25 protein-coding genes are annotated in these 26,084 nt (G+C 57.4%); 9 read left to right on the top strand and 16 right to left on the bottom strand.

All coding sequences use genetic code 11. The features are described from left to right. Positions 1-2 precede the first annotated feature (2 nt). A complete protein-coding gene (locus tag RQI55_RS10445; RefSeq protein WP_311272536.1) occupies positions 3-1,499 on the top strand; it encodes a glycosyltransferase family 39 protein in 1,497 nt (498 codons plus the stop codon). Positions 1,500-1,504: 5 nt separating this feature from the next. Here the strand turns inward: RQI55_RS10445 and RQI55_RS10440 are convergent, their stop codons facing one another. From RQI55_RS10440 to RQI55_RS10430, 3 genes are all read right to left on the bottom strand, one after another. Then, positions 1,505-1,975 carry an OsmC family protein gene (locus RQI55_RS10440; protein ID WP_243256362.1) on the bottom strand — a complete coding sequence of 157 codons (471 nt, stop codon included), beginning with the start codon at positions 1,973-1,975 and terminating at the stop codon, positions 1,505-1,507. A 5-nt stretch (positions 1,976-1,980) separates the two neighbouring features. Continuing rightward, the gene (locus tag RQI55_RS10435) at positions 1,981-3,351 is read right to left on the bottom strand and encodes an aspartate aminotransferase family protein (RefSeq protein ID WP_311272535.1); all 1,371 of its coding nucleotides are present in this window, start codon (positions 3,349-3,351) and stop codon (positions 1,981-1,983) included. A gap of 111 nt (positions 3,352-3,462) precedes the next feature. Further along, positions 3,463-4,374: a diacylglycerol kinase family protein gene (locus RQI55_RS10430; protein ID WP_243256364.1), complete on the bottom strand. Its 912-nt coding sequence runs from the start codon at positions 4,372-4,374 to the stop codon at positions 3,463-3,465. Positions 4,375-4,564: 190 nt separating this feature from the next. On the opposite strand from RQI55_RS10430, the gene RQI55_RS10425 reads away from it, so the two are divergent. Further along, complete coding sequence (locus RQI55_RS10425) at positions 4,565-5,851, top strand: MFS transporter (protein WP_409233719.1); 1,287 nt, start codon at positions 4,565-4,567, stop codon at positions 5,849-5,851. Between the two features lie 288 nt (positions 5,852-6,139). Beyond that, positions 6,140-7,513 carry a magnesium transporter gene (mgtE, locus tag RQI55_RS10420; protein WP_311272534.1) on the top strand — a complete coding sequence of 458 codons (1,374 nt, stop codon included), beginning with the start codon at positions 6,140-6,142 and terminating at the stop codon, positions 7,511-7,513. A gap of 50 nt (positions 7,514-7,563) precedes the next feature. Here mgtE and RQI55_RS10415 read toward each other — a convergent pair whose 3' ends face one another. The 11 genes from RQI55_RS10415 to RQI55_RS10365 form a co-directional block, all read right to left on the bottom strand. Continuing rightward, positions 7,564-8,211: a DUF4276 family protein gene (locus RQI55_RS10415; protein ID WP_243256366.1), complete on the bottom strand. Its 648-nt coding sequence runs from the start codon at positions 8,209-8,211 to the stop codon at positions 7,564-7,566. After that, a complete protein-coding gene (locus RQI55_RS10410; protein WP_243256367.1) occupies positions 8,208-9,308 on the bottom strand; it encodes an AAA family ATPase in 1,101 nt (366 codons plus the stop codon). The genes RQI55_RS10415 and RQI55_RS10410 overlap by 4 nt, the downstream gene beginning before the upstream one ends. A 111-nt stretch (positions 9,309-9,419) precedes the next feature. After that, entirely contained in the window at positions 9,420-10,328 is a 909-nt protein-coding gene (locus RQI55_RS10405; RefSeq protein ID WP_243256368.1) for a homocysteine S-methyltransferase family protein, read from the bottom strand. Positions 10,329-10,347: 19 nt separating this feature from the next. Then, positions 10,348-11,037, bottom strand: a complete 690-nt coding sequence (locus RQI55_RS10400) for an ABC transporter permease (RefSeq protein WP_243256369.1) — start codon at positions 11,035-11,037, stop codon at positions 10,348-10,350. A gap of 9 nt (positions 11,038-11,046) precedes the next feature. Continuing rightward, entirely contained in the window at positions 11,047-11,769 is a 723-nt protein-coding gene (locus RQI55_RS10395) for an ABC transporter permease (protein WP_113092410.1), read from the bottom strand. A 17-nt stretch (positions 11,770-11,786) separates the two neighbouring features. Then, on the bottom strand, positions 11,787-12,560 hold the full coding sequence (locus tag RQI55_RS10390) for a transporter substrate-binding domain-containing protein (protein WP_243256370.1): 774 nt from the start codon (positions 12,558-12,560) through the stop codon (positions 11,787-11,789). 32 nt (positions 12,561-12,592) lie between these two features. Continuing rightward, positions 12,593-13,372: an ABC transporter ATP-binding protein gene (locus RQI55_RS10385; protein ID WP_243256371.1), complete on the bottom strand. Its 780-nt coding sequence runs from the start codon at positions 13,370-13,372 to the stop codon at positions 12,593-12,595. 172 nt (positions 13,373-13,544) lie between these two features. Continuing rightward, a complete protein-coding gene (locus RQI55_RS10380) occupies positions 13,545-14,384 on the bottom strand; it encodes an undecaprenyl-diphosphate phosphatase (protein WP_243256372.1) in 840 nt (279 codons plus the stop codon). Between the two features lie 85 nt (positions 14,385-14,469). After that, positions 14,470-15,873 (bottom strand): coniferyl aldehyde dehydrogenase, encoded by a 1,404-nt coding sequence (locus RQI55_RS10375; RefSeq protein ID WP_243256373.1) that lies wholly within the window; start codon positions 15,871-15,873, stop codon positions 14,470-14,472. A 2-nt stretch (positions 15,874-15,875) separates the two neighbouring features. Beyond that, positions 15,876-16,532, bottom strand: a complete 657-nt coding sequence (locus RQI55_RS10370) for a pentapeptide repeat-containing protein (protein WP_409233718.1) — start codon at positions 16,530-16,532, stop codon at positions 15,876-15,878. A 289-nt stretch (positions 16,533-16,821) separates the two neighbouring features. Then, on the bottom strand, positions 16,822-18,486 hold the full coding sequence (locus RQI55_RS10365) for an electron transfer flavoprotein-ubiquinone oxidoreductase (protein WP_243256375.1): 1,665 nt from the start codon (positions 18,484-18,486) through the stop codon (positions 16,822-16,824). Between the two features lie 356 nt (positions 18,487-18,842). On the opposite strand from RQI55_RS10365, the gene RQI55_RS10360 reads away from it, so the two are divergent. The 3 genes from RQI55_RS10360 (at position 18,843) to RQI55_RS10350 (ending at position 21,200) form a co-directional block, all read left to right on the top strand. Beyond that, entirely contained in the window at positions 18,843-19,631 is a 789-nt protein-coding gene (locus RQI55_RS10360) for an SDR family oxidoreductase (RefSeq protein WP_243256376.1), read from the top strand. Positions 19,632-19,902: 271 nt separating this feature from the next. Then, positions 19,903-20,856: a hypothetical protein gene (locus tag RQI55_RS10355; protein WP_243256377.1), complete on the top strand. Its 954-nt coding sequence runs from the start codon at positions 19,903-19,905 to the stop codon at positions 20,854-20,856. Positions 20,857-20,996: 140 nt separating this feature from the next. After that, positions 20,997-21,200 (top strand): hypothetical protein, encoded by a 204-nt coding sequence (locus tag RQI55_RS10350; protein ID WP_192063693.1) that lies wholly within the window; start codon positions 20,997-20,999, stop codon positions 21,198-21,200. Position 21,201: 1 nt separating this feature from the next. Here the strand turns inward: RQI55_RS10350 and blaOXA are convergent, their stop codons facing one another. Next, on the bottom strand, positions 21,202-21,942 hold the full coding sequence (blaOXA, locus tag RQI55_RS10345) for a class D beta-lactamase (protein WP_409233717.1): 741 nt from the start codon (positions 21,940-21,942) through the stop codon (positions 21,202-21,204). A gap of 309 nt (positions 21,943-22,251) precedes the next feature. Between blaOXA and RQI55_RS10340 the strand changes: the two genes are divergently transcribed. The 3 genes from RQI55_RS10340 to RQI55_RS10330 all read left to right on the top strand — a co-directional run bounded on the left by RQI55_RS10340 (position 22,252) and on the right by RQI55_RS10330 (position 24,821). After that, positions 22,252-23,544, top strand: a complete 1,293-nt coding sequence (locus RQI55_RS10340; protein WP_243256379.1) for an Hsp70 family protein — start codon at positions 22,252-22,254, stop codon at positions 23,542-23,544. Between the two features lie 44 nt (positions 23,545-23,588). Further along, entirely contained in the window at positions 23,589-24,482 is an 894-nt protein-coding gene (locus tag RQI55_RS10335; protein ID WP_243256380.1) for a uracil-DNA glycosylase, read from the top strand. A 150-nt stretch (positions 24,483-24,632) separates the two neighbouring features. Then, positions 24,633-24,821, top strand: coding sequence for a hypothetical protein (locus tag RQI55_RS10330; protein ID WP_192063690.1), 189 nt, complete (start codon positions 24,633-24,635; stop codon positions 24,819-24,821). Positions 24,822-24,949: 128 nt separating this feature from the next. On the opposite strand, the gene RQI55_RS10325 is transcribed toward RQI55_RS10330, so the two are convergent. Continuing rightward, entirely contained in the window at positions 24,950-25,807 is an 858-nt protein-coding gene (locus tag RQI55_RS10325; RefSeq protein WP_243256381.1) for a hypothetical protein, read from the bottom strand. Positions 25,808-26,084: the final 277 nt, after the last annotated feature.

Here is a 26,084-nt window from a genome sequence, read left to right as displayed (position 1 = left end):
CCATGCGCAAGGCGCTATCCCGCAATCCAGACGTGGTTTTGATGCTGATTGCGGGATACTTCCTGTTCGCAATCCTATCCAGGGTCATACGCTCGCCCGGACTTGAAGTGGATGAAGCGCAACAAGCCATCCTTTCCCAGTTCCTGCTGCTGGGTTACGGCTCTCAGCCCCCGGTCTACAGCTGGCTGCAATATGGCGTGAATGCCATCCTCAGTCCGTCAATTGCATCGCTGAGCGTGCTCAAGAACGGTCTTCTGTTTCTCTGTTGTATCTATTTTTGGCTCACCGCACGCCTGCTCATCCGCGAAAAGGCGCTGGTGAATGTGGCGACGCTCGGCGTGCTCACTTTGCCCACCGTCTTCGTGATGTCGCAACGCGATCTTACCCACACGGTGCTGGCGCTTTTTGCGGTGTCGCTGTTTGTCTATGTCCTGTTCAGCACGCTGAAGAAGCCCTCCGCGCTGCGCTATATCCTGACCGGCCTCGTCATCGGCCTGGGCGCAGTGGCGAAATACAATTTCGTCGTCATTCCCTTGGCCGCAATCATCGCGATTGCGCTTGAAAAAGATCTGCGAGACCGGCTGCTGGACTGGCGGCTGTTGCTGACTGCCGCTGCCGCTCTCATCATCGTCACGCCCCACTTCCTGTGGGTTCTGGACCATCTCGATCTCGCCACAGGTCAAACCACCAGCGAAATGCGTGAGGGTGCAGAACATGCGACCTTCCACGGGTTGAGCGGCATGCTGGAACTGATTCTGGCCTTTGTAAAAGGCCTCGCCTTGACCACGGCCATATTCGCGGCGCTGTTTTTCAAGGACATCAGGGCAATCCTGCGCGCGTCGGACCAATCCACCCGCATCATCGGGCGGATCATGCTGTTTTCATTCCTGTGCCTGCTGCTGATCGTATTGTCTATGGGCGCAACCCATGTTCGCCAGAAATGGGTCACCGTCTATCTGCTGCTGTGGCCACTCTATCTCTGTCTCAAGGTGCAGGCCGCCGGTGTTCTGGCCGACCGCAGGCTGCCCTCCATGCTGGCAGTCACATCCGTGCTGACAGTCGGCTTCGTTCTGGTTCTCCTCGGCCGTGGGGTGGTTGCGCCCTATTTTGACCGGTACTCCCTGGTCCACACACCCTACCACAGCTTTGCGAAGCTGCTGAGAAACGATGGCCACCCGGAGCCGCAATATATCATGGCCGTCGGTGGCATCGTCGGCGGCAATCTGAAAATGCAGTTTCCCAATTCCACTGTCTTCATTGGCGACCGAGACGTAGAGCCCCTCCCCACCTCCTGGCCAGCGGGTTCTGTGGTTCTTTTGGCAGGCGACAGCAAAGAGGCCGCGATGCAGAAAGACCCGGCAGATGTGCTGGCAGCACTCGCCGAGCGAACATCATTGCCGATCCCGACAGACGTTACCCGCATCGACGTGCCCTATGCGGCGGCGTCCGAAAAGCGGCATACATTCTACTACGCCTGGGAAACCATTCCCCAACAGTGATGGATTCAGGCAGACCTGATCTGCGGCTCAACACGAACCGGGAACTTCACCGAGTTGGCGATGAAACAGTGTTCGTGGGCGTCTTCATGCAGCTCACGCGCGGTATCCAGATCGCCTCTGGAAACTGTGACGACTGGCCTCAGGACCACTTCGCTGAAATGACCCGCGCCGCCTCGCGCCAGCTTCATAGTGCCTTCCGGCTCGTCAACATACTCGCTGACAATCACACCCGATACCGCACAGAAATGCAGATACCAGAGCTTGTGACAGGCCGAAACAGAGGCCAGCAGAAGCTCCTCCGGGTTCCACAGCGTGTTGTCTCCCAGAAAAACCGGGTCGGCGGATGCCGCAATATCATGCTTGCCTTCGGCTGAAATCACATGTGAGCGATCATATTCGCGGTAACCCGACGTGCCGGTGCCACGGTTGCCTGTCCATGTAATCCGAACCTTATAGTGATGCTCGTTCTCTGCCATGTCCCTCAAGCTCCCCGCGTGTCGCGCAAGTGATCCAGTCCCTTGCGAAGGATTGATATGATCTGATCGACCTCGGACCGGCTGATGGTCAGCGCCGGAGAGGCCAGCATGCGGTCGCCCGTGGCGCGCATGACAAGCCCGTTTTCCAGACAATGGTTACGCACCTTCGCGCCCATGTCGTCCGGCTTGTCGAAACGCTTCCGCGTTGCCTTGTCCGCTGTCAGCTGCAACCCGCCGATAAGACCGACATTGACGGCTTCGCCCACCATCTCGTGGTCAAGCAGGCTTTGCCAGCCCTGCCGGAAATACGGACCGATATCGTCACGCACGCGCTCCACCAGTCCCTCCTCCTCGATGATGCGCAAGTTTTCGAGTGCGGCAGCAGCACAGACAGGATGCCCTGAATAGGTAAAGCCATGGTTGAAATCACCCACCTTGTTCAGCATGACTTCAGCCACACGGTCCGATACCAGCACGCCGCCGATGGGCAGGTATCCCGATGACAGACCCTTGGCGACGGGCGCTAGATCCGGCTCGTAGCCGAAATGCTGATAGCCGAACCAAGACCCCAGCCTGCCGAAGCCGCAAATGACTTCGTCAGAGACCAGCAGAATATTACGCGCCTTGCAGATGCGGGCAATTTCCGGCCAGTAGGTCTCGGGCGGGATGATGACCCCGCCTGCGCCTTGAATGGGCTCAGCAACAAAGGCGGCGACGTTCTCCTCGCCCAGCTCATCAATTCTGGCCTCCAGTTCCCGCGCCACCTTCAACCCGAATTCCGCGGGTGAAAGATCGCCGCCTTCGGCATACCAATAGGGCTGGCCGATATGGGAGACACCCTCGATGGGCAGGTTGCCCTGCTCGTGCATCCACGTCATGCCACCCAGCGATGCGCCCGCGACCGTTGATCCGTGATAGCCATTACGGCGAGCGATGACATGCGTCTTCGTCGGATGTCCCAGCGCCTTCCAGTACACCCGCGCCATGCGAAACCACGTATCGGTGGCTTCAGAGCCGGAATTGGTGAAGAAGACATGATTCATATGCGGCCCGGCATGGGCGACGATCTTTTGCGCTAGAAGCGTTGCTGGCGGCGTCGTGGTGCCGAAGAAGGCGTTGTAGTAGGGCAGTTCGTTCATCTGCCGGAAAACGGCATCGGCAATCTCACGACGGCCATAGCCAATATTGACGCACCACAGACCGGCAAAGGCATCCAGATACTTCTTGCCGGTGCTGTCATAGATAAACACGCCTTCCGCCCGCTCTATGATGCGGGTGCCGGAAGCGTTCAGCTTTCCCATGTCTGAAAAGGGATGCAGGTGGTGGGCGGCGTCGATGGCGGCTAGGTTGGAAATCGTCCTGGCAGTATCATTCATCGCAATGCGCGCTCCTGTTGTCCCCTCAGAGGATTAACACGGCGCGCATGCTTTGCAAGGGCATCCGCTCACGACACTGAAGTCGAGAGTATCTGCGATATTGATTTTAAATCATACACTTGCGTAATCTTTTGCCACAATGACCTTCAGTTCACCGGCGTGAATTTTCAGCATCACATCCCGCTTCATCGGCAGCAGTTCACCATCGATAACACACCGCACATCCTTGCGGCGCTTGGGGAAATGCAGTTCCGCTTCGGTCACCGTCATGGCCGTCACGGCGGCGTTTTCCTTTAGCTTGCCGCGCATGATATCGATGGCAAGGCGCGCCACGCCCGATGGCGTCAGGGCGTCTGCAATATAAAGCCCCAGCTTGCCGCGCGTGATGTCATCAGCCACCAGCAAGGCACTTTGGCCGAATTCATTGTTGGATGCGGAGATGGCGCAAACGCGCTGATGCTTCGTTTCCCCCGCAACGGTGTATTCCATATCAAAGATAGGTGGATTGAAGACAACGCCGATGGCTGCGCGCACATTGGCGCGGATCTTTCCCAGGCGCGATGCATATTCCATTCTGTCGCGGTATCTCACCATGCGCGCATGCAGGCCTGCGGAAAACTGGTGCACGAAAGGCCGTCCGTTGGCACTGGCAATGTCAACATTGAAGACATGGCCCTGCGCCAGCGTATCCACTGCCTGCCAGATATCGAGCGGCAATTTCAGCGAGCGGGCAAAAAGGTTCATGGTACCAGCAGGAACGACACCAAGAGCGATGCCATGTTTCCAGGCGATACCGGCGGCGGCCGAAATCGTGCCATCGCCACCACCAGCAATCAGGCCATCCAGCCCCTTGTCGTCGGCTGTACGTTCCATCTCCGCGACAATGTCCTTGCCGGAAACGGTACGGCATTCGATTTCGTGCCCAGCATTCTGGAACACCGTTCGCGCATGGTCGCAATAGGCATCCATATCAGTGGTTTTGAAGGTCCCGCCATCGCGGTTAAAGATCGCCACCAGCTTCATATGCTTATCCAGCCCCCGTTACGCGCAGCCTTAATGGAACTACGCCCATTCAGTTCCGTACACTTTTCGCGTGATGAGACTATTTTGCCGAATCAAACACTACCGCAGTGCACAACTTTATGGTATGCGAGCAGATAAGGTCATTTTGGTGGCCACCAAACTCCAGTCAGGGCAGGCCGAGACCCCGGCCTTGCCCTTTTTTTTGCCTATCTCCGTCACAGAAGCCATGACCCAGACACGCTCTTCGCAGATCCGCTCAGACGTGGCAGTAGAACCTGTTGCGCCGCCATCGCCCACGGCACTCACACCCCTTTCCATCGCCCTCATCGAACTGGCGCTTGCCGCTGGTGGGTTCGGCATCGGCACGGGTGAATTTGCCATTATGGGCCTGTTGCCGGATGTGGCGACGACCTACGGCGTCACTGTTCCGCAGGCGGGCTATGTGATCGCGGCCTATGCGATCGGTGTCGTCATCGGCGCGCCGATCATCGCCGTGCTTGCGGCACGCATGACACGACGTGCGCTGCTCTTGTCCTTGATGAGCCTGTTTGCCATTGGCAATATTCTGAGCGCCCTTGCGCCGGACTTCCTGACCTTCACGATATTGCGTTTCATTTCTGGCTTGCCGCACGGCGCCTATTTTGGCGTGGCGGCGCTGGTTGTCGCATCCATGGCCCCCATCCACAAGCGCACCCGGGCCGTGGGCCGCGTCATGCTGGGGCTGACAATCGCAACTCTGCTCGGCACGCCACTGGCCACCTTCTTCGGGCAGCTGTTCTCATGGCGGGCAGCTTTCCTCATGGTCGGCGGCATTGCGGTGGTGACGGTTGCGCTGCTCTGGCTTTTCCAGCCGCGTGACAAGGTGCAGGAAGGTGCCAGCATCTGGCGTGAACTGGGCGCTTTCAAGCGCGGTCAGGTGTGGCTGTCGCTGGCCGTGGCTTCGGTCGGTTTCGGCGGCATGTTTGCCGTCTTCAGCTACATTGCCAAAACCACAACCGATGTCGCCATGATGCCGGTCGCTTCCGTGCCGGTGGTTCTCGCGCTGTTCGGTATCGGTATGAATGTCGGCAATGTCGTCGGATCACGTCTGGCCGATCTTTCGCTGAACGGCACGATTGGCGGCATGCTGGCGGTGAATGTGGTGCTGATGGCACTGTTCGGGCTGACTGCCCACAATCCCTATATGCTGTGCCTCTGCGTCTTTCTCATCGGCTGCGGCTTTGCGGCCTGCCCCGCCGTACAGACCCGCCTCATGGATGTTGCAGCAGATGCGCAAACGCTGGCCGCAGCGTCCAATCATTCCGCCTTCAACATTGCCAACGCGCTCGGCGCATGGCTCGGCGGCCTCGCCATCGCCATGGGCTATGGCTACGCCTCCACAGGCTATATCGGCGCCGTTCTGTCCTTCGCAGGCCTCATCGTTTTCCTCGTCGCGGTCGCACTGGAACGACGCGAGAAGGCGGCTCTCACGGCCTGATTTCGGAGCGCCCGGACAAGGCCTGTAACGCTAGTTTGGGCCGCCGATTTACCTTGCCAAAATTTCATATTTGGCCTGCTTGACTCGACCTGTTTTCGGGCGCATTTGCTTGGATATGCGCAGGTCAAACCACGGTCTGGCGCAGATTTCCACGGAGCATCATTAGATGTCTAGCGACAGTAGTAGTCGATTGCCTTTGCCGAACACGGCGATGCGTGCACTGATCTGACACCTGTCGGCTCACCACGTTCCGCCGTGATCGGCGGATCGACTGGAAGGTGAGCAATCATGAACTTTCAAAACCTCTCCCAGAGAGCCAGCAAGGCTGCACGCATTCTGCGGGCTGGCAGCATTGGCCCAACCACAATTGCAGAACGTGTCGATCATCTCAACACGCTCGACTTGGACGGTGCCGTCGACACTCTGCTGAAGATGCCGCAGGCAAAGGCCGTTGCCGTTCTGGATCGTCCCGAACTGCACAGAGCTTCTGATATTCTCGCGTTTATTCCGCTGGATCGGGCCGTTCCACTCGTCAATCTGATGTCGGATGACCGCGTGGCCGATGTGATGGCCGATATGGACGACGAGCCACGCGCAAAGCTTTTTGCGCGGCTGGACCGCGCAACCGCCACTGCCATACAGCACCTGATGACCTATCCGCCCCGCACGGCTGGCTCCATGATGACGACGGAGTTCGTCAGCGTGCCCGACCGCTGGACGGTGGAAAAAACCCTTGCGCATATCCGCATCGTCGAGCGGTCCCGCGAAACGGTCTATGCCATCTATGTGCTGGCCGAAAATGGCACGCTTGCCAATGTCGTCACCCTGCGCCGCCTCGTGACGGGCGAACCCTCGGCCTCCATCCTCTCCGTCGCCTCCAGGGAAGGCATCACCTATGCCGACCCGCTGATGTCGCAGGAGGATGTCGCCCGTCTCATCCGCAAGCACGATCTGCTGGCCATTCCAGTGGTGGACGAGCACGACCATATTCTCGGCATCGTCACCGTGGATGACGTGATCGACACCATGATCGCAGATACCACCGAAGATGCGCATAAATTCGGCGGCATGGAAGCTCTCGGCAAGCCCTATATGACGATGGGCTTCCTCGACATGATCCGCAAACGCGCTGGCTGGCTTTCCGCCCTGTTCCTCGGAGAAATGCTGACGGCCAGCGCCATGCAGCATTTCGAGGGAGAGCTGGAGAAAGCCGTGGTGTTGACGCTGTTCATCCCGCTCATCATGTCCTCAGGCGGCAATTCCGGCTCGCAGGCCACATCGCTCATCATCCGGGCGCTGGCGTTGGGCGAACTGAAACTGTCCGACTGGTGGCGGGTGCTGCTGCGCGAATTGCCAACCGGCCTGACGCTCGGCGCCATCCTCGGCGCCATCGGTTTCCTGCGGCTGACGGTATGGCAACAGGCTGGCTTTTATGATTACGGCGAACACTGGCTGCTGGTCGGCTTCACCGTCTTCAGCGCAATCGTCGGCATCGTCACCTTCGGCTCGATCACCGGCTCCATGCTGCCCTTCCTGCTACAACGCATGCGCCTCGACCCCGCCAGCGCATCAGCACCATTTGTGGCAACGCTGGTGGATGTCACCGGTCTGGTGATCTACTTCTCGGTGGCACTGCTGATCTTGAGCGGGACGTTGCTGTAGGATCATGCTAAAAGCCCGCTCTGCAAAGCGGGCTTTCACGCTTTCCCTATTCAAATAAGGCGTTCCATACGTGCAAGCCAACAATGAAAATGCGGGCATTCCTGGCGAATGGTGTCGAGACCGATGCTGCATGCGATAAGAGGGCCATGTACAGGTTTTTGATAGGACTTCATGACACGCAATATCCGCTTGGAAGGGGCGGTCTCAACGCCGTCATTGATGTCCTCCGGCGATGCGTTTTGTCGAGCCTTGATAAGCGGCTCAAGAACGTCATCATCATCAGTCCATTCCCTGAAAGCATCTAATTGAGAAAATAGCAGGGCCTCGAATTCGTGCGCCACAATGTTTGCACTAAAGTTGGCTTTCCCGATATCGTTATTTACAAATGACTCGATAAAGACTGCTTTATCTGCGCCTCTACCATGATGAGGGTAGTTCGGGTTTTCTCTACCCGGAAAATCCTTAGGCAAAGCATAAAGATCAAAGAGCGTCGTTACATGAGCATCGCCCTGCTTACATAGCCGCTCGATTTGAGGCCTGATCTTCGCGTAGCTTGAAACCCCACCTTTATGGCCAGGGCTTGTAGAAACGATAATCGGCGTCAAATACAACCCTATATTCGAATAGTGGGGAACGAGCAGTTCATTGACGAAAGCCTCCTCCGTCTGCCCCTCGACCAGAATATAGACCCGGCTCATCGTCCAGGTCTCCCACCCAGAATGTTTTTCTTCCACAATTCTCCAAGCGTATAATCTTGAAGCCATTCTGAAAGCTCTTCACCATCAGGCCGCCGAAAGGTTGAAGTACCTTGACGTTTGTCCACTACAATTAGATCTTCCGGATCGAATTCATTGACAAGTTCGACAGACTGCGTCGAAACGATGAGCTGCCTTTCCTCGGAGGCCGATTTCATAAGCCCCCCGAGAACGCTGATTGCAAATGGATGCAACCCGAGTTCCGGCTCATCAATCAAAATGGCGGATGGCATGAACTCCTGCGGCTGTAGCAAGACAGTCGCCAAGCAAATAAATCGTAAAGTACCGTCAGATAGGGCGCTGGCGGTAAAGGGTTCGTCCTGCCCTATCTCCGTCCATTCCAGCTGAATTTTCTCTTTATTATCCACGGTAGGGCGCAGATAAAAATCACCGAAAAAGGGAGCAACGAGGCGAATGGTTTTCACGATGCGCTGATAGTTTTCCTCATGATGAGATTTAAGGCGCAGCAGAAACGCCGCAAGATTTCTTGCATCGTCGCGCAGGAATTCATTGTCATTAATATTATGAATGAGTTTCAAGGAAGCCGAGTTGCTGGTATCGTGAAAATGATACAACCGCCAACTTCGCATCGCGGGTACAACGTAGTTATAAATCCCTGTTTTTCTTTTCTGTTCCTCGACATAAGATTCGAAATGGCCTGACGCAGGACGCCACTCGCCATGTTTTCTCCACCACAGCGCTTCGTGAGAGAATATCATCCGATTATCTTGGGTTGGCTTCAGCTGAAATCGATATCCATTCTCCCCGAAATACAGCTGCGCATGCAAATCATCGGTTTTTTTCCGACCAAAGTGCAAAAGGGAATCCGGTCCGCCTGCAAGCCCTACTGATATTTGTAATTGCTGGTCAAGAATGCGATTGATGAGGCGAAAAAAGCCAATGAAGTTTGACTTTCCTGCACCATTTGCGCCGATCAAAACGTTCAGACGTCCCATCTCCAAGTCGCAATGGCTGATGGATTTGTACCCGCTCAGTACTAGCCGGGATATCTGGTCTGAATCGTTGACGGCCTTAATCATCTAGCGCCTCTGCGTTTGCAAAAAGTCTATGACAGATGTGGCTTTCACTGACAATCTCACAATTTTGGAGGATCAATAGGACGATCCCCAACGCTGTGAATAAGCCGCCGATCACCGCGCCCTGAGCGCACCCGCAACCGTGTGAATATGGGCCGCGCCAATGCCGCAGCAGCCGCCGATCATCGTAGCGCCGGCTTCGGCCCAGGTGCAGGCGAAGCGGGAATAGGCGTCGTCGGTCAGGTCGGCGCGGGTTTCGTGCAGGCCTTCATTGGCGGCGGCGTCGCCCTGTTCGCCCTCGAAGGCATTGGCGTAGACGCCGATTTCGATGGAGACGCCCTTGTCCTTGAAGACGGATGCGGCTGTCTCGACGGCAGCTTTCATGACTTCCGGCTTGCTGCAATTGAACAGCAGCGCCGCAGCGCCTGAGCCTGCGGCCCATTCGGCAGCTGCCCGCACGGTTTCGCCAGAGCGCAGCTGTGGCTCGTTGCCATCAACCTGCGCGGCATCGTCGTTCAGGGTGAAGGAAACCCAGAAGGGCTTGGCCGTCTCAGCCACGGCCTTGCGCACCGCATCACCCTCGGCAATCAGGCTGAGCGTTTCGCCCAGCCACACATCGACATGGGGAGCGAGGTTTTCGACGAGCACCTTGAGGTAATCCTGCACCCGGGATGCGTCGAAATTCTGCGGTTCGTAGGAGCCGAAGATCGGCGGCAAGCCACCGGCGACGGTTACCTTGCGGCCTGACGCATCTGCCGCTTCGCGGGCCAGCTTGCCTGAGAGCGCGATCAGCGATGCGCCTTCTTGTCGGAAGCGCTCTTCACCAATGTGAAACGGCACTAACGCGTAGGAATTGGTGGTGACCACATCGGCACCGGCCTCGATGAATTCCGCATGGACCTGACGTACGATGTCAGGCGTGTCGATCAGCGCCAGAGCCGACCATTCCGGCTGTTTCAGCTGCGCACCCAGCCGCTGCAATTCGCGGCTCATGCCGCCGTCGAGAATACGGATATCGCCCATGTGAAAACTCCTTGGATTATTATCGCCGCTGCGGCACCTGCGCTTCGACAAAGCCGAAGCAACGCACGATGATGGCGGTGAGGATGAGGTAGAAAACGGTGACGACCAGCAGCGGCTCATAGACCAGCAGCGTATCCTGCCGGACCTTGTAAGCCACGGCGTAGAGATCCATGACGGTAACAGTGAAGGCAAGCGGCGTGGCTTTCAACTGCATGACCACTTCGCCCGCAATCGTCGGCAACGCAATACGGATGGCGCGGGGCAGCCAGATGCGGCGGATGAGCGTGAACCTGCCCATGCCGAACGCCCCGCCCGCCTCCAGTTCACCCTTTGGCACGGCCAGCAACGCGCCGCGCAACACCTCAGCCTCATAGGCCGCATAGTTCAGCGTGAAGCTGACGGCGGCGAAGAAGAAGCCTTCGCGCAGCACCGGCCACATGAAGCTTTGGCGCAAGCCGGGTATCATGGGCAGCAGCGAACCGACGCCATAATAGAGCAGCCAGAGCTGGATGAGCAGCGGCGTGCCGCGAAAGAAGGTGCAATAGCCGCGTGCCAGCATCCGCGTCACCCTGCCGCCACTGACCTGCGCAAACGCCAACCCAATGGCGAGGATGAAGCCGATGCTAACGGAAATGACCAGCAGCGCCACGGTCTGGTAAGCGCCGGAAAGCAGCAGCGGCCAGTATTTCTCGATCCAGGAGAATTCCATCATGTCTCCTCAGGCCAACGCCGGTTGGCCGCGCCGCACTCGGCGCTCGATCAAAGAAAAGACGAGGTTGGAAACCAGCGTGATCGCCAGATACATGAGCGCAGCCGCGGCGAAGAAGAGGAAATATTGCTTGGTGCTGGCACCCGCCAGCCGCGTGGCCAGCGCCAGTTCCTGATAACCGACAACGGCCACCAGCGCGCTGTCTTTCGTCACGGCCAGCCACAGATTGGACAGTCCCGGCAGGGCATTCGGCACAAGCGCTGGCACCACCACACGGCGAAAGCGCAGAAAGGGCGACATGCCGAAGGCACGCGCCGCCTCGATCTGCCCCGCCGGAATGGCAAGGATCGCACCGCGCAAAACCTCGGTCATATAGGCACCCTGCACAAAGCCAAGAACGGCGATGGCAGCGGCGAAACCGTTGATCTCCAGCGGCGGCATTCCGGCCCATTGTAGCAGCCGGTTCAGGCCATCTGTCCCGGCATAATAGAGCCCGACAATAAGGATAAGCTCGGGCACGGCCCGGATCATCGTCGTATAGAAACTGAGCACCATGCCCAACGGCCTGTTGCCGGAAAGCTTGCCCAGCGCACCGGCCATGCCAATGAGGATGCCGATGAGATAGGCACCAGCGGAAATGGCAAGCGTGGAAACGGCACCCTTCAACAGCGTGCCACCCCATCCCGGAGGATAGGGCGACAGAAGTTGAACCATGGTTTCAATGCTTGCCATCAACTCGACCGTTCAGCTTACTTCGCGCCGTAGATGTCGAAGGTGAAGTACTTCTTGGTGATCTCGTCATATTTGCCGCTGGCGCGAACGGCCGCAAGAGCGGCATTCAGCTTCTGCTTCAGTTCTGTATCGTCCTTGCGGAGACCGCCGGAAACGCCCAGACCCAGGATTTCCTTGTCGTCAGCCACATTGCCGGCATCCGCGCAGCAATCCTTGCCCGCATCGCTGTTCACGAAGGCATCGAGAACGAGGGAATCGCCGAAGACGTAATCGATACGACCGGCTGCCAGATCCTGGAAGGCTTCGTCCAGCGTCTGATAGGTCTTCTCGTCAGCCACATCCTTGAAATACTTGGCATAATAGGCAGACTGGATGGTCGAGACCTGAATGCCGATGGTCTTGCCCTTCACGTCTTCAGCGGTCGCGCCCGGCTTGCCGTCCTTGGCACCGATGAGCTTGCTTGGCGTGTTGTAATATTTGTCTGTGAAGGTGATGACCTTCTGGCGCTCTTGCGTGTTGGACATGGAAGACCAGATCACGTCAAACTTCTTGGCTTCCAGCGCTGGAATAAGGCCATCCCAGGAGAGCTCAACGATGGAGCATTTCTCCTTCATTTCCGCGCAAACGGCGTCCATGAGGTCGATTTCCCAGCCCTGCCACTTACCGGAAGCATCCTTGGCGAAGAATGGCGGATAGGATTCGTTCATGATGCCGAAGCGCACATCGGCGCTGGCCGTGAAGGCAGAAAGCGCAAATGCCGATCCGGCGAGCAGCGTGGCGAACAATTTCATTTTAAATTTCTCCTGTTGGAATATCGAAAACATCAATTGGCGATGGCGCCGGTAAAATCTCTGGTGCGCGTGCTGGTCGGGTTGCCAAAGACCTGCTCGGGCGCGCCCTCTTCTTCCACGCGGCCCTGATGGAGGAACATGACGTGGCTGGAGACATCGCGGGCAAAGCGCATCTCATGCGTGACCAGAAGCATGGTGCGGCCCTCTTCGGCCAGATCGCGGATCACCTTAAGCACCTCACCCACCAGTTCCGGGTCCAGCGCCGAAGTCGGCTCGTCAAACAGCATCACGGCTGGCTCCACGCAGAGCGCGCGCGCAATGGCCGCCCGCTGCTGCTGCCCGCCGGAGAGGAAAGCGGGATAAACATCCTTCTTGTCGTAAAGCCCGACCTTGTTGAGCAGCGCTTCGGCTTTCTCAATCGCATCCTGCCGCTTCACGCCCATCACATGCACAGGCGCTTCGATGATGTTTTCCAGCACCGTGCGATGAGCCCAGAGATTGAAATTCTGAAACACCATGCCAAGCCCGGTGCGCAAGCGTTCCACTTGCCGCCAGCTTTTCGGCACCGCCTTGCCATCACGGCCAATGCGCACCGCCACCTCTTCGCCATTGACAGTGACGCGGCCACGGTCGGGCATTTCGAGAAAGTTGATGCAGCGCAGAAAGGTGCTCTTGCCGGAACCGGACGAACCAATGATCGAGATGACGTCGCCCTTGCGGGCTTTGAGCGAAATGCCTTTCAGAACCTCATTGGTACCGAAGCTCTTGTGGATATCTTCCACATCAAGCGCGTAACCGCCTTCAATACTCATCAATGGGTCCCGACTGTCCTGATTTCGGATGATACTTACAGAAGCAAAAGAAATTTGCCGCGCAATAAACGGCTCTATTGCACATCCGTCATGAAAAATCATTCCGAGGAAAAGATTTCAAGGAAAATCGGCGCCTGCCGGTTTTACACCGGCAGGCGTATTGAAACCGAGATTACGCGGTGGCGCTGATAACGCCCGTGCCAAGTAGCACAAGAAGCAAGACGCCCAGGCCCACGCGATACCAGACGAATGGCATGTAGCTCTTGGTCGACACCAGTTTCAGGAAGAAAACGATGACGGCATAACCGACGAAGAAGGAGATGACGGTCGCAAGCGCCGTCGGCCCCCAGCCTACCGGGTTGTCCTGCCCGATGCTCTTGAACAGCTGGTAAAAACCGGAGCCGAAGACGGCGGGAATGGCCAGCAGAAAGGAATAGCGGGCAGCCGCCTCACGCGTGTAACCCAGAAACAGACCAGCGGTAATGGTGCCGCCGGAACGGGACACACCGGGAATGAGTGCCATCGCCTGTGCAAAACCAAACAGAACGGCATCACGCCAGATCAGCTTCTTGATCGGATACTTCTTCTGGCCGATCTTGTCGGCATAGCCGAGGATGAAGCCGAAGACGATGAGCATGACGGCTGTGATGTAAAGGTTGCGCAGCGAGTGCTCGATGGCATCCTTGAACACCAGTCCCAGCAGCACGATGGGCACCGAACCGACGATAATCATCCAGCCCATACGCGCATCTGCGGGGTCGAAACTGCCGCCGATCCGCAGGTTCTGGCGCAGCCAGGCATTGGCAATGCGCATGATATCAGACCAGAAATAGACCAGAACGGCCAGCTCGGTACCAATCTGGATGATGGCCGTAAAGGCTGCACCCGGATCGATGCCGGAGGGAAGAAATTCGCCCGCAATGCGCAGATGGGCGCTCGAGGAGATGGGCAGGAACTCCGTGAGTCCCTGAATGAAACCGAGAATCGCCGCCTCGATCCAACCAATTGTCATGCTTGTGCGTCCCTGACTAAGTATCCCTGGACGCGACGTTATGAAGCAATCCGGGCAGTTCCATGTTGCAATGCAAAATATTTCTTTAGCGCAATAAAAAGGCCAGTGCCCAATCTGTAAGACGCCCGAACGGCGCACGCAACAGGCTTGGCAGGCTCCATTTGCCTTGAACGAAAATACCCTTGGCGTGGCTCATGCGCCGAAAGCCTTCGATGCCATGATAAGCGCCGATGCCGCTCGCCCCAACGCCGCCGAAAGGCAGGTCATCCTGCGCCACATGCAGCATGGTGTTGTTGATGCCGGCATTGCCGGAGGTGGTGCGCGCCAGCACGGCGCGGCAGGCTTCGCCGTTGGCGTCGCCAAACATGTAAAGCGCCAGCGGCCTTGGTCTGGCATTGGTGGTGGCAATCACCTCATTGATGTCGCGATAGGTGAGCACCGGCAGGATCGGCCCGAAAATTTCGTCGCGCATCACCATCATGTCGTCACTGACATCAAACACCAGATGCGGCGCCAGCACACGCGGCCGGTTGGTAGACGAAGACGCCGGAATGCTACTGACTTCGACAACCCGCCCACCCTTCTGCCGCGCATCATCCAGCAATGCATTCAGCCGTGCAAAATGCCGGTCGTTGATAACGGACGCATAATCGCGGCTCATCGCCCCCTGTGGATAGGATTTTGCCACGGCGCGCTGAAAGGCGTCGGTGAAGGCAGAGACATCATCCTCATGGACGAAGAGATAATCTGGCGCGACGCAGGTTTGGCCAGCATTGGTCAGCTTTCCGAACACGATGGACCCTGCGTGAGCGTCCGTCACATGGCCCTTTTCGATGATGGCGGGGCTTTTTCCACCCAGTTCCAGCGTTACCGGCACAAGGTTTTCACTGGCGGCCTTCATCACGCTGCGGCCAACCTGGGTGCTGCCGGTAAACAGCAGATGGTCAAAGGGGAGCCCACTGAAATCCGCGCCCGTCTGCGCATCCCCCAGTATGACCGCGACCTTTTCTTCCGGGAAGATGCTCGCCAGCATCTCCTTTATCAAAAGGCTGGTGCGGGGCGTCAGTTCGGACGGTTTCAGCATGGCCCGGTTTCCGGCAGCCAGCGCCGTCGCAAGCGGCACTATGGCCAGCAGAAACGGATAATTCCACGGGGACAAGATGCCGATAACGCCGAGCGGTTGATACTCGACATAGGCGCGGCCAAGCTGGAATGTCGGCGGCACATGGCGGCGTTCAGGCTTCATGAAGCGTTTGAGATTGCGGGAGAGGTAATCAATGGCCTGCACCGCGCCAAAGACCTCCACCAGCGCCGTTTCGCGTGGCGAGCGCCCGTTAAAATCCGCATCGATGGCGTGTTCGATCTCGCGCCTTCGAGCAATAATCGCAGCCCTCAAGGCTTTCAGATCACCCCTTCGTGCCTCGAGGCCCGGCGGTGCATCGCGCAAAAAGGCGGCTCTTTGCTTTGCGATGACATCACCGGCGCTCATTATCAGTCCTCATCAGGGTCTTCCGGGCAAGGCCATGAGGTTGGTGTCGTCAAACCCTGCGGCAGTTTGGTCTTGGCGTCGCCACAGGCAATGTCGATCTGTTTCTGATCAAGGCCCGTCGCCGTGGAAAGGTCCAGTCCCTCGATGCGCGCCAGAAGAAGGAAAGCATTGGCAAAATCGATTGGGCCTGTGAAGGTCGCACCCTCAAAGCGCGAGCGTGAGAGATTGGACATGGTGAACTTCGTGCCCGTCAGCTCCGCGCCCTCAAAATCCGCACGGCCCAGTTCCGCCTTGCTGAAATCGGCACCGACAAGCTTTGCGTTCTGAAAATTGGCGCGCTGCATTTCCGCGCCGTAGAATTTGGCATTCTCCGCATTCGCATCGCTGAAATCACCGCGATAGGCTTCCACCTTGGTGAAGTTCCCATCCTGCAATTGCGACGACGCCAGAGATGTACGGATGAGCTTGGCCTTTTCAAGATTGGCCTTCTTGAACGAGGAACCGCGAAGATCGGTAAAGGTGAAGTCGGTTGCGCGCAAATCCGCGCCGTCCAGAACACTGCCACCCAGCATCAGAAGCCGTTTGTTGCATTTGCTCCAGTCGATTTGGGCTGAGGCCTCGGCACGGCAGCTCGCAGCCTCGCTTTGGCGCGTCGGCATCGCAACAACGGCCAAAAATGCGAACGCCGCGCCGCAAATCAGCTTACCAGTGCGTTCAGTAAGACGTCTCTCGATAGTCATAACCTGCTCCCACATCCGGATCGCCGGATATCTCACGCAGCGCAAGCGCTGCATTCCTCTGTAGTAAGGCACCAGACGGACTTCTGCAATTCTGTCCTCAATGGCATTCGAGAGACCGCTGCGCCTGCGAAACGCTCCAATCCCTCCAGCATTGCGCAGTATGCCCTAACAATATTGCCAGAAAGTGAGTGGCAGGCGCGCTAATGCCTTACATATTCGCGTAGACAGGCCCCTCTCCGCCCTGCGGTGGTACCCAGTTGATGTTCTGGTTAGGGTCCTTGATATCGCAGGTTTTGCAATGAACGCAGTTTTGCGCGTTGATGACGTAAGTCGGCTCGCCATCCCTCTCCACCCATTCGTAAACACCGGCGGGACAGTAGCGCGTGGAAGGACCGGCATAGACGTCATGCTCGGAGCGCTTCTGCAAATCCATGTCCGTCACCTGAAGGTGCACCGGCTGGTCTTCTTCATGGTTGGTTGATGAGATGAAGACGGAGGACAGGCGGTCGAAGGTCAGCACGCCATCGGGCTTTGGATAGGCGATCGGCTTGTGCTTGGCCGCAGGCTCAAGGCTTTCCGCATCGCTCTTGCCATGTTTCAGCGTGCCGAAAATGGAAAAGCCGAACAGCTGGTTGGTCCACATATCCAACCCGCCGAGACCAACGCCAATGGCCGTGCCGAACTTCGACCACAGCGGCTTGACGTTGCGAACGCGCTTCAGATCCTTGCCGATATCGGTCGAGCGCCATTCGTTCTCGATCTCGATAACCTCATCATTGGCGCGACCGGCGGCCAGTGCATCGGCAATCTTATCGGCTGCCAGCATGCCGGAAAGCACTGCATTGTGGCTGCCCTTAATGCGCGGCACATTGACGAGGCCCGCCGAACAACCAATCAGCGCGCCGCCGGGGAAGGTCAGCTTCGGCACGGACTGATATCCGCCCTCGGTGATGGCGCGTGCGCCATAGGAAAGCCGCTTGCCGCCCTCGAACGTGTCGCGGATGGCGGGGTGCGTCTTGTAACGCTGGAATTCTTCGAACGGATAGAGATAGGGGTTCTTGTAGTTCAGGTGCACCACGAAACCGACGGCAACAAGATTGTCTTCGAGATGATAAAGGAAGGAACCGCCGCCGGTCTTCATGCCCAGCGGCCAGCCGAAGGAATGCTGAACCAGACCTGGCCGATGCTTTTCCGGTGCAACCTGCCAGAGTTCCTTGATGCCGATGCCGTATTTCTGGACATCGCTGTCCTTTGAAAGTTCAAAGCGGTTGATGAGCTGCTTGGCCAGCGATCCGCGCACGCCCTCGCCGATCAGCACATATTTGCCATGCAGCTCCATGCCGCGTGTGAAGGCCGGGCCGGGCTCGCCGTTGCGCTCCACGCCCATATCGCCGGTCGCGACGCCTCTCACGGCACCCGCCTCATTGTAAAGGACTTCGGTTGCTGCAAAGCCGGGATAGATTTCAATGCCCAGAGCTTCGGCCTTTTCAGCCAGCCAGCGACAGACCAGACCGAGCGAGACAATGTAGTTGCCGTGATTGCTCATCAAAGGCGGCATCAGCGCGTTCGGTAGGCGGATGGAACCGGCAGGACCGAGCAGCAGGAACTGGTCGTCCTTCACCTCGGTCTTGAATGGATGCCCATGCTCCTCCCGCCAACCGGGCAGAAGCCGGTCGATACCGGTGGGGTCAACAACGGCACCAGAGAGGATATGCGCGCCCACTTCAGCGCCTTTTTCCAGCACGACAACGGAGAGGTCAGGATTGATCTGCTTCAGCCGTATCGCGGCAGAGAGACCGGCAGGGCCTGCACCAACGATAACCACATCGAATTCCATCGATTCGCGTTCCGGCAGTTCCATCGTCTCAGTCATTGTGTCCTCATCCGTTAACCGGTCCCGTCCGGTCTTGCTTTTTATAATGCTCGCCTCGGCGCAAGGTTCAATCACATCACCCGCAGCCCGTTTCTCAAGGCTTTTGTCTCCAACTCTCTTGGCAAAGCAAAGAGCCATTGTCGAGGTTGAACTGCACAAATGCCGCATCAGCATTATTACATTCTCAGCGGTCAACATCATATCTTACTTTTACGTGCACGTCATATATTTTTTAAACATGCCGCGAGGTGGTCACGGCTAGTGCGCGTTTCCCACTCACAATCCGCCTTCCCCTCTTTTAAAACCAACGCCTACCCACGTATAACCATCCAAAGCATTGATTAGGGAGAACAACCATGGATCTCGGCATTTCCGAAAAACGCGCACTCGTGCTCGCATCGTCGCGTGGCCTTGGCCTGGGTATTGCAACGGCACTGGCGAAAGAAGGCGCACATGTGCTGCTGGTTGGCCGCAGCGAAGACAAGCTGGCGGCCAATGCGGATGCCATCAATGCACTGGGCAAAGGCAAGGCGGATTGGGTTCGCGGCGATCTTTCGCAGGGCGATTTCGTCGCCTCCATGGTTCAGGCCGTTAATGACAAGCTTGGCGGCATCGATATTCTCGTCAACAACACTGGCGGCCCAACTCCGGGCACGGCGCAGGATATGACCATCGAGAAGCTGGAAACCTTCTTCCAGTCCATGGTGCTGCGCGTCATTACTCTAACAGGTGCGTTTCTGCCGCAGATGAAGGAGCAGGGCTGGGGTCGCATTCTCACCGTCGCATCTTCAGGCGTGTTCGAGCCCATTCCTAACCTTGCGCTTTCCAACACGTTGCGCGGCGCGCTGGTCGGCTGGAACAAGACGCTGGCAACAGAAGTCGCTGGTTCCGGCGTCACGGCAAACCTGCTGCTCCCCGGTCGCATTCACACGGATCGCATCGATGAGCTGGATGGCGCAAATGCGATCAGACTCGGAAAAAGCGTTGAAGAGGTGCGCGAGGCATCGCTGAAAACCATTCCCGCCGGGCGCCTCGGCAAGGTCGAGGAATTTGCCGCAGCTGGCGCATTCCTCTGCTCTGAGCCAGCAAGTTACATCACCGGCACGATGCTGCGCGTGGATGGCGGCGCGTCGAAATCCATCTGATTGAACCACAGCCACACATCAAAGGCGCCGCCATAAGACGGCGCCTTTTCTTTTGTGTTTGTGTCCAGCCAAATGCTTCTTGACCAACAGAACCCACAAGCCAGTAAATCTAGAGCTTAATCTGCGCTGAGTGGCGTGATTTTTACTTTGCCCATATGCGACGTATTGTGGCGCGACTTGGCTTCACAAGACCCACACAAGCTTTACCGAATAGTTCCAACGTATAGAGGGTGCCATCCCGTGATGTGGCGCCGGCATTCACGAGGGATCCATGCACACAATCGTTTTGGCGAGATATAACGAAGCTCTCGAATGGATTGTCGATATCCCCCAGGAATTTCGGGTCATCATTTACAACAAGGGAGAGGAAATCACCTCGCCCACGGTGCTCGCACGTGCAACCGAAATCGTGGTGCGCCCGAATGTCGGCCGTGAGTCCGAAACGTACCTTCACCACATGAGAACCCGCGCAACGGATGATCATTATTTTACCGTGTTCTCGCAGGGCGACCCGCATACCCATAGTCCCGATTTTATTGACCTGCTGAAAAACTGGCGCCAGTGGGACAATGTCCAGACCCTCACCTGGCAATGGCTTGCAGAACGAAACATTCCGCCCGCAGTCCATCTGGACCGCTATCGCGAGAATTTTCCGCTGCATCTTCGCGCTCGGCCTGAAGCTTTTTCCCTTTATGATTGGGTTGCGCTCGAATTTACAGATGTCGGCGCGTGGAACATGGGCCTTGTTTACAAGACGCTTGAATGCATCTCGCCCAATACGTCCAATATCGCTGCCCACAGCCTTCGGAAATGGAAGCTCGACGCGCTTGCAGATGACGCCGACCGTCACACTGCCGGTGTGTTTTCCTACGGCGCAATTTTCGCGGTACGCAACGCATATGTGGCAAAGCTTTCGGACGAGTCCAAGGATGCGATGTATGACTTCTCGGTCGGCGGCGCTGCGGCTAACGGTTATATTCTGGAGCGCATGTGGCTGCACATTTTCGGAACCGCTTTCTATCGCCGCGCACCCTTCATGGATCAGCATGCGACAGCACTGAATCTGCCAGGCAGCAACGAGGAATCCCGCGCGGAAATGGCGGATCTTGTGTTGAATCTCGTTGATCACGGCATGTCGATGACCGACGTCGGCAACCTTGTGCAGGGAGCCATGCGTGCGCGACTGGAGGAAATCAAATCCGGTAATGACCAGCCCGCTGGCTGACTTGCCGGGCAACAATCGGCCCAAATGAAAGCCAACTCTGGATCAGGTTCCCTCAATTTTCAGGGCCCCGACCCAGAGGATGGCAATTCTTCTCTCGCGCAGATAGACTAGGCGCAAATATTCACAGAGAAGGTCCGCCGATGAAAATCGTTCGTGTTTCACTGATTGTCATCGGCGCGCTGCTTGCGCTCATCGGACTGGTGTGGATTGGGCAGGGCAGCGGATATTTCCCCTACCCCGCCTCCAGCTTCATGATTGATCAACGCCCCTGGATGTTGCGCGGTGCGGTGGTCGCCGTCGTCGGGCTGGTCGTGATCTTCGCCGCCCGACGTTTCGCGCGCTGAGCTATTTCACGAGTTTCGGCAGCTGCGCAATCAATGCATCTCGCGTGGCGAAGCTGATCGGCTCTTCGCTTGTCCAATCGCGGATGTTCAACGTGGCAAACACCACGCGGCGGTCGCCCTTATCTGCCCAGCCAACGAACCAGCCCAGCCAGTCGTTGCGATCGAACTTGCCCGCCTCGGTGCGCATGCGGCCGGAACCGGTTTTGCCGTGGATTGTCCAGCCGTTGGCTGCCTCAAAGGTCGGAATAATGGCCATTGTCTTTTCGTGAGCGGCCTTGGACACCGGCAGTTTTCCATTCACAAAGCGCCGCAGAAAATCGACCTGTTCCTCAGGTGAAATCTTCAGCGAAGACATCAGCCAGGATTGCGTCAGCCCATCGCTTCGGCCCATCACGCCCGTCACATCGGCGTTGCCATAATCGAAACGCTTCACGTAGTCGGCAAACTTCTGCTTGCCGAGCTTGCGGGTAATCTCCTGCGAATACCAGACGATCGAATCCTTTTCCCATATGGTCGGATCGACCGATTTCTGCTCACGCTTGGAGCTTTTCCATTCGGGCTTGTAATCCCATCGCGGCGTTGTGGCGTCGGTCAAGATCCCCGCATCATAGCCCATGACGGCCAGCGGCAGCTTGAAACTGGATTGCGGGGCAAAGGCCTTGTTGCAAGTCCCGTCCCGGTGCAGCATCTCGCCGCTTGCGGCATCGACAATCACGGTACATTGCACGGGCTGCGCTGCCATGACCGATGTTGCGTGAAGACCGGAAAGCGTGATGGCGGCACCAAATGCCAATGTCGTCAATGCGTTTGAGATCACAGTGATCCTCCCTGAGCGTCGATAAAATGCGAAGTCCCCCGCCGCGATAGGCAGAAAACGAATGGCATTATTGCGGCGGGCGGGGAGAAAACAACGTTCACGCGCTTGCCAATCACATTTGCCTGTGCGATCACGCGCCCTCTTCAAAACAGGCGGACGCTTCGGCATCCCGTTCACAACCGCATGCCTCCGGGCCCGCGGCGAAACCATCTTTGATCTTAGGAAACACGCGCCATGGCAAGAACACTCGGGCTCGATTTCGGCACGACCAATACGGTCATGGCCATGTCGGACAGCGGCAACACCAGCCACTCGATGCGCTTTACCAGCAGTGCCGGCACGACCGACAGCATGCGCACGGCGCTTTCCTTCATGAAGTCTGGCACATTTGGCGCTTCAGCCCTTCAGGTGGAAGCCGGCCATGCCGCCATCCGTCAGTTCATCGACAATCCCGGCGATTGCCGCTTTCTGCAATCCATCAAGACGTTTGCCGCCTCATCGCTGTTTCAGGGAACGCTTGTTTACGCCAAGCGCCAGAGCTTTGAAGACCTGATGGAAGTGTTCCTGCGCAAGCTCAAGACCTATGCAGGAGACGAATGGCGCGATGATATCCAGACCGTTGTTGCAGGCCGCCCCGTGCGCTTTGCAGGCTCCAACCCGGATGAAGAGCTTGCGATTGCGCGCTACAATGATGCGCTGACCCGTGCCGGTTTCCCTGAAATTCACTATGTCTATGAGCCAGTGGCTGCCGCCTATTATTTTGCGCAGAGCCTGAAGAAGGATGCCAATGTTCTGGTTGCCGACTTCGGCGGCGGCACCACCGACTATTCGCTCATCCGTTTCGAGACCCATGCCGGCAAGCTGTCTGCCACCCCCATTGGCCATTCCGGCGTTGGCGTGGCGGGAGACCATTTCGACTTCCGCATGATCGACAATCTCGTCTCGCCTGAGATCGGCAAGGGCAGCAAGTTCAAAAGCTTCGACAAGGTGCTGGATGTTCCCAACGGTTACTATGTGAATTTCGGGCGCTGGAACCAGCTCTCCATCTTCAAGACCTCGAAGGAATTCACGGATCTGAAATCGCTCGTGCGGTCTGCTCTGGAGCCGGAAAAGCTGGAAATGTTCATCGATCTGGTTGAGCATGATGAGGGATATCCTCTCTATCAGGCCATTTCCGCAACAAAGATGGCTTTGTCTTCGCAGGAGGAAGCCGAGTTCAACTTCTCGCCGCTCGGCAAGGCTGGACGCAAGATGGTCAAGCGGTCCGATTTCGACCAGTGGATCGTTGATGACCTCGCCAAGATCGAGGGCGCACTGGATGAAGTGCTGGAAAAGACCAACACGTCACCAGATGCCATCGACAAGGTGTTCCTAACCGGCGGCACATCATTCGTGCCAGCCGTGCGGCAGTTGTTTACCCGCCGTTTCGATGCGGACAGGATTGAAACTGGCGGAGAACTGCTCTCCATCGCCCACGGCCTCGCAATGATTGGCGAAAGTGGTGATATTGAACGCTGGACAGCGTGATATCAGGGGTTACGCGGGCTGGGCACATAGGGTAATTCTAGACCATGATCTCGGCCCAAGACCTTTCCCCGGCAGAACTGGCCGCGCTTCTGCATTTTCATGCGGATGCGGGCGTTGACTGGCTGTTGGAAGACACAGCGCTGGATCGCTTCGCGGAATTTGCAGCGACCCGCCAAAACCGCGCACCTGCCAGAGAGGCCGAGCCGCGCCAGAGCGAGGCCGCATCAAGCGCCCCCTCGCGAAACGGCCCGCAACGGGCCACGCAATCTGCGTCCGCCCGCAGCAGCGCCGCAGTTCAAGCACCGTCCGCACAGACAAACGTCGCGATGCCGGATGAACAGGCAATCGCTGCGGCGCGTTTTGCTGCCGAGACAGCGCGTTCTCTTTCAGAGCTGAAATCGGCGCTGGAAAGCTTTAATGGCTGCAACCTCAAAAACAGCGCCCGCAACACGATTTTTGCCGAAGGCGACCCGTCCTCCGGCATCATGGTCATTGGCCCAATGCCGGATGCCGATGATGACCGCGAGGGCCACCCCTTCATGGGCAAGACCGGCACGCTGCTGGATCGTATGCTGGCCGCCATCGGTCTGAATCGCGCCAACCTGCTGTTGACCAATGTCGTGCCGTGGCGCCCGCCCGGCAACCGCCCGCCATCCGGCCCCGAAATGGAAATATGCCGCCCGTTCATCGAGCGGCAGGTTGCTCTCGCTGAGCCGAAAGTGCTGTTGCTTCTCGGCAACTTCACCGCCCGTTTTTTCTTTGGCGGCACGGGCACCATTCATTCGCTGCGCGGACAGTGGCGGGATGTCGCATGTGGACCCGGCGTCGTGCCGGCAATCGCCACGTTGCACCCGCAGGAGCTTTTGAACGCTCCGGCCAGCAAGTCATTGGCATGGCAGGATTTATTGGCATTTCAGGCGCATTTGCGCCAAATGTGAATGCTTCCTTTTTGATCAATGTGAATCATTTGTGAAGAAAGCCATGCAAATTACGCATGACAGCGGCCCATTTGCGTTTCTTGCCGAATCTCTGCTGCGCTGCAATAAGTCATCTCGTCTTGGGAGGAAACGGTTTAAGGAACCAAGGCAATGACCACTCGCTTCCGTCCGGTTCACTCCGGCTTTGAAACTCTTCGGCTTGCAGGCCTCGGCCCGCGCTCCAGCGAAGGCTACCACCGCTTTGGTGGAACCAACGAGCAGCTGACAGCACGCGCATCAGCCCAGCAGGTTCGCACAACACGTCCATCGGCTGTATTCGCAGACTTCCGCGAACGCTGAGGATACCTCTTCAGGCTTTGCCTGTTGGCGGTTATAGCTATGACGCTTTGCAGCGCCTTTCCCATGGAGAGGCGCTTTTGCGTTTCTGCTTTCGTGAAACGAACCGCCAAAGCCAGGCTGAAGAGCCCCTATGGGGCGCTGGCAGCGCAATGTTCCAGCGCATCGGCAAAAGCATTGTTCACATAGACGAACTTGATGGCCTGCCAGTTGCAGTATTCGTCCAGAAAGTCCCGCGAGAACCACATTCCGCTTCGAATGCTGTCATCGTGCCAGCCGATGGTGCCCTGCTCTGCTGCCTTGTTGAGCAGGCGTTGTAGATGGGTGCGCGACATCATGAATTCAGCGGATAAGGCCCGCGCATCGACATAGCCTATGTCGATGCGGTCATTCTGACGGCCAGCGTCTTCGATGCGGCTGATGAACTCATCCATCACAAGCGCGCCAGCCTCTGTCCACAAGAACAGGCCAACGCGCTCAGGCGGATCTACCCATGCCTTGTCGGCAATGCAATTCAACGCGGCAATGGGCTGCGCATGAAAGGCAAGCTCAGGACGCGCCATCATCTGCGCGGCTCGTGTACCGCCATCCATACCATCCAGCGCCGCCAGATTTGCCGTGTACCACCGCACCATGGATTGCTCGCTGATGGCGGTTGCCCGATAGCGTCGAGGGCGCACAGTCAGCGGCGAAACGCGTTCGCTATAGCGATAGATTTCGAGCTGATCGAGATAGTTCTGAACGGTATTGCGGCTGGCGATACCGTTATCGGTCACAAGCTCGCGCAATTGCGCCACCGTAAAACCATGGGGTTTGTTGCGAAGGTTGAGCGCCATCCCCCCCTGCGTCATCAACCATTTCTGGTGGGCTGAGAGCAGCCGTGCGATGCGCGGATTATCGTTATAGGCAGCACGCAGATGGCGCGCCAGCGTACGGATGGCACCCAGCAACTGAGGATGCGCAACCAGTTCGGCATGGGAATATCTCATGACGCCACCCCCGCAGACATCTGCAAGGATGATATGGTCAGCAAACGAAGGCTTGCAAAAACAGCGTGGCCAGCGCCGCTTGCTCGAAACGAGCCACTGCGAAACGCTGATATTGCACCTATTCCCCTTGCCGATTGCTTGCCGATGCTGTCCGTAGACAACAGGCACGCGCAATCAAGCCCCGCGCATTTTACCCGAAACACGATATGCCACCCGAATTACCTTTACCACCGCTGCGCTCCATAACACATCTACGTGAACTGTGGGTAAAACTTTG

The organism is Rhizobium sp. WCS2018Hpa-16 (genome assembly GCF_031843705.1).
Taxonomy (GTDB): Bacteria; Pseudomonadota; Alphaproteobacteria; order Rhizobiales; family Rhizobiaceae; genus Agrobacterium; species Agrobacterium tumefaciens_C.
The sequence above is the reverse complement of the archived record's forward strand: the minus strand, read 5'-3'. Positions and strand labels throughout refer to the sequence as shown.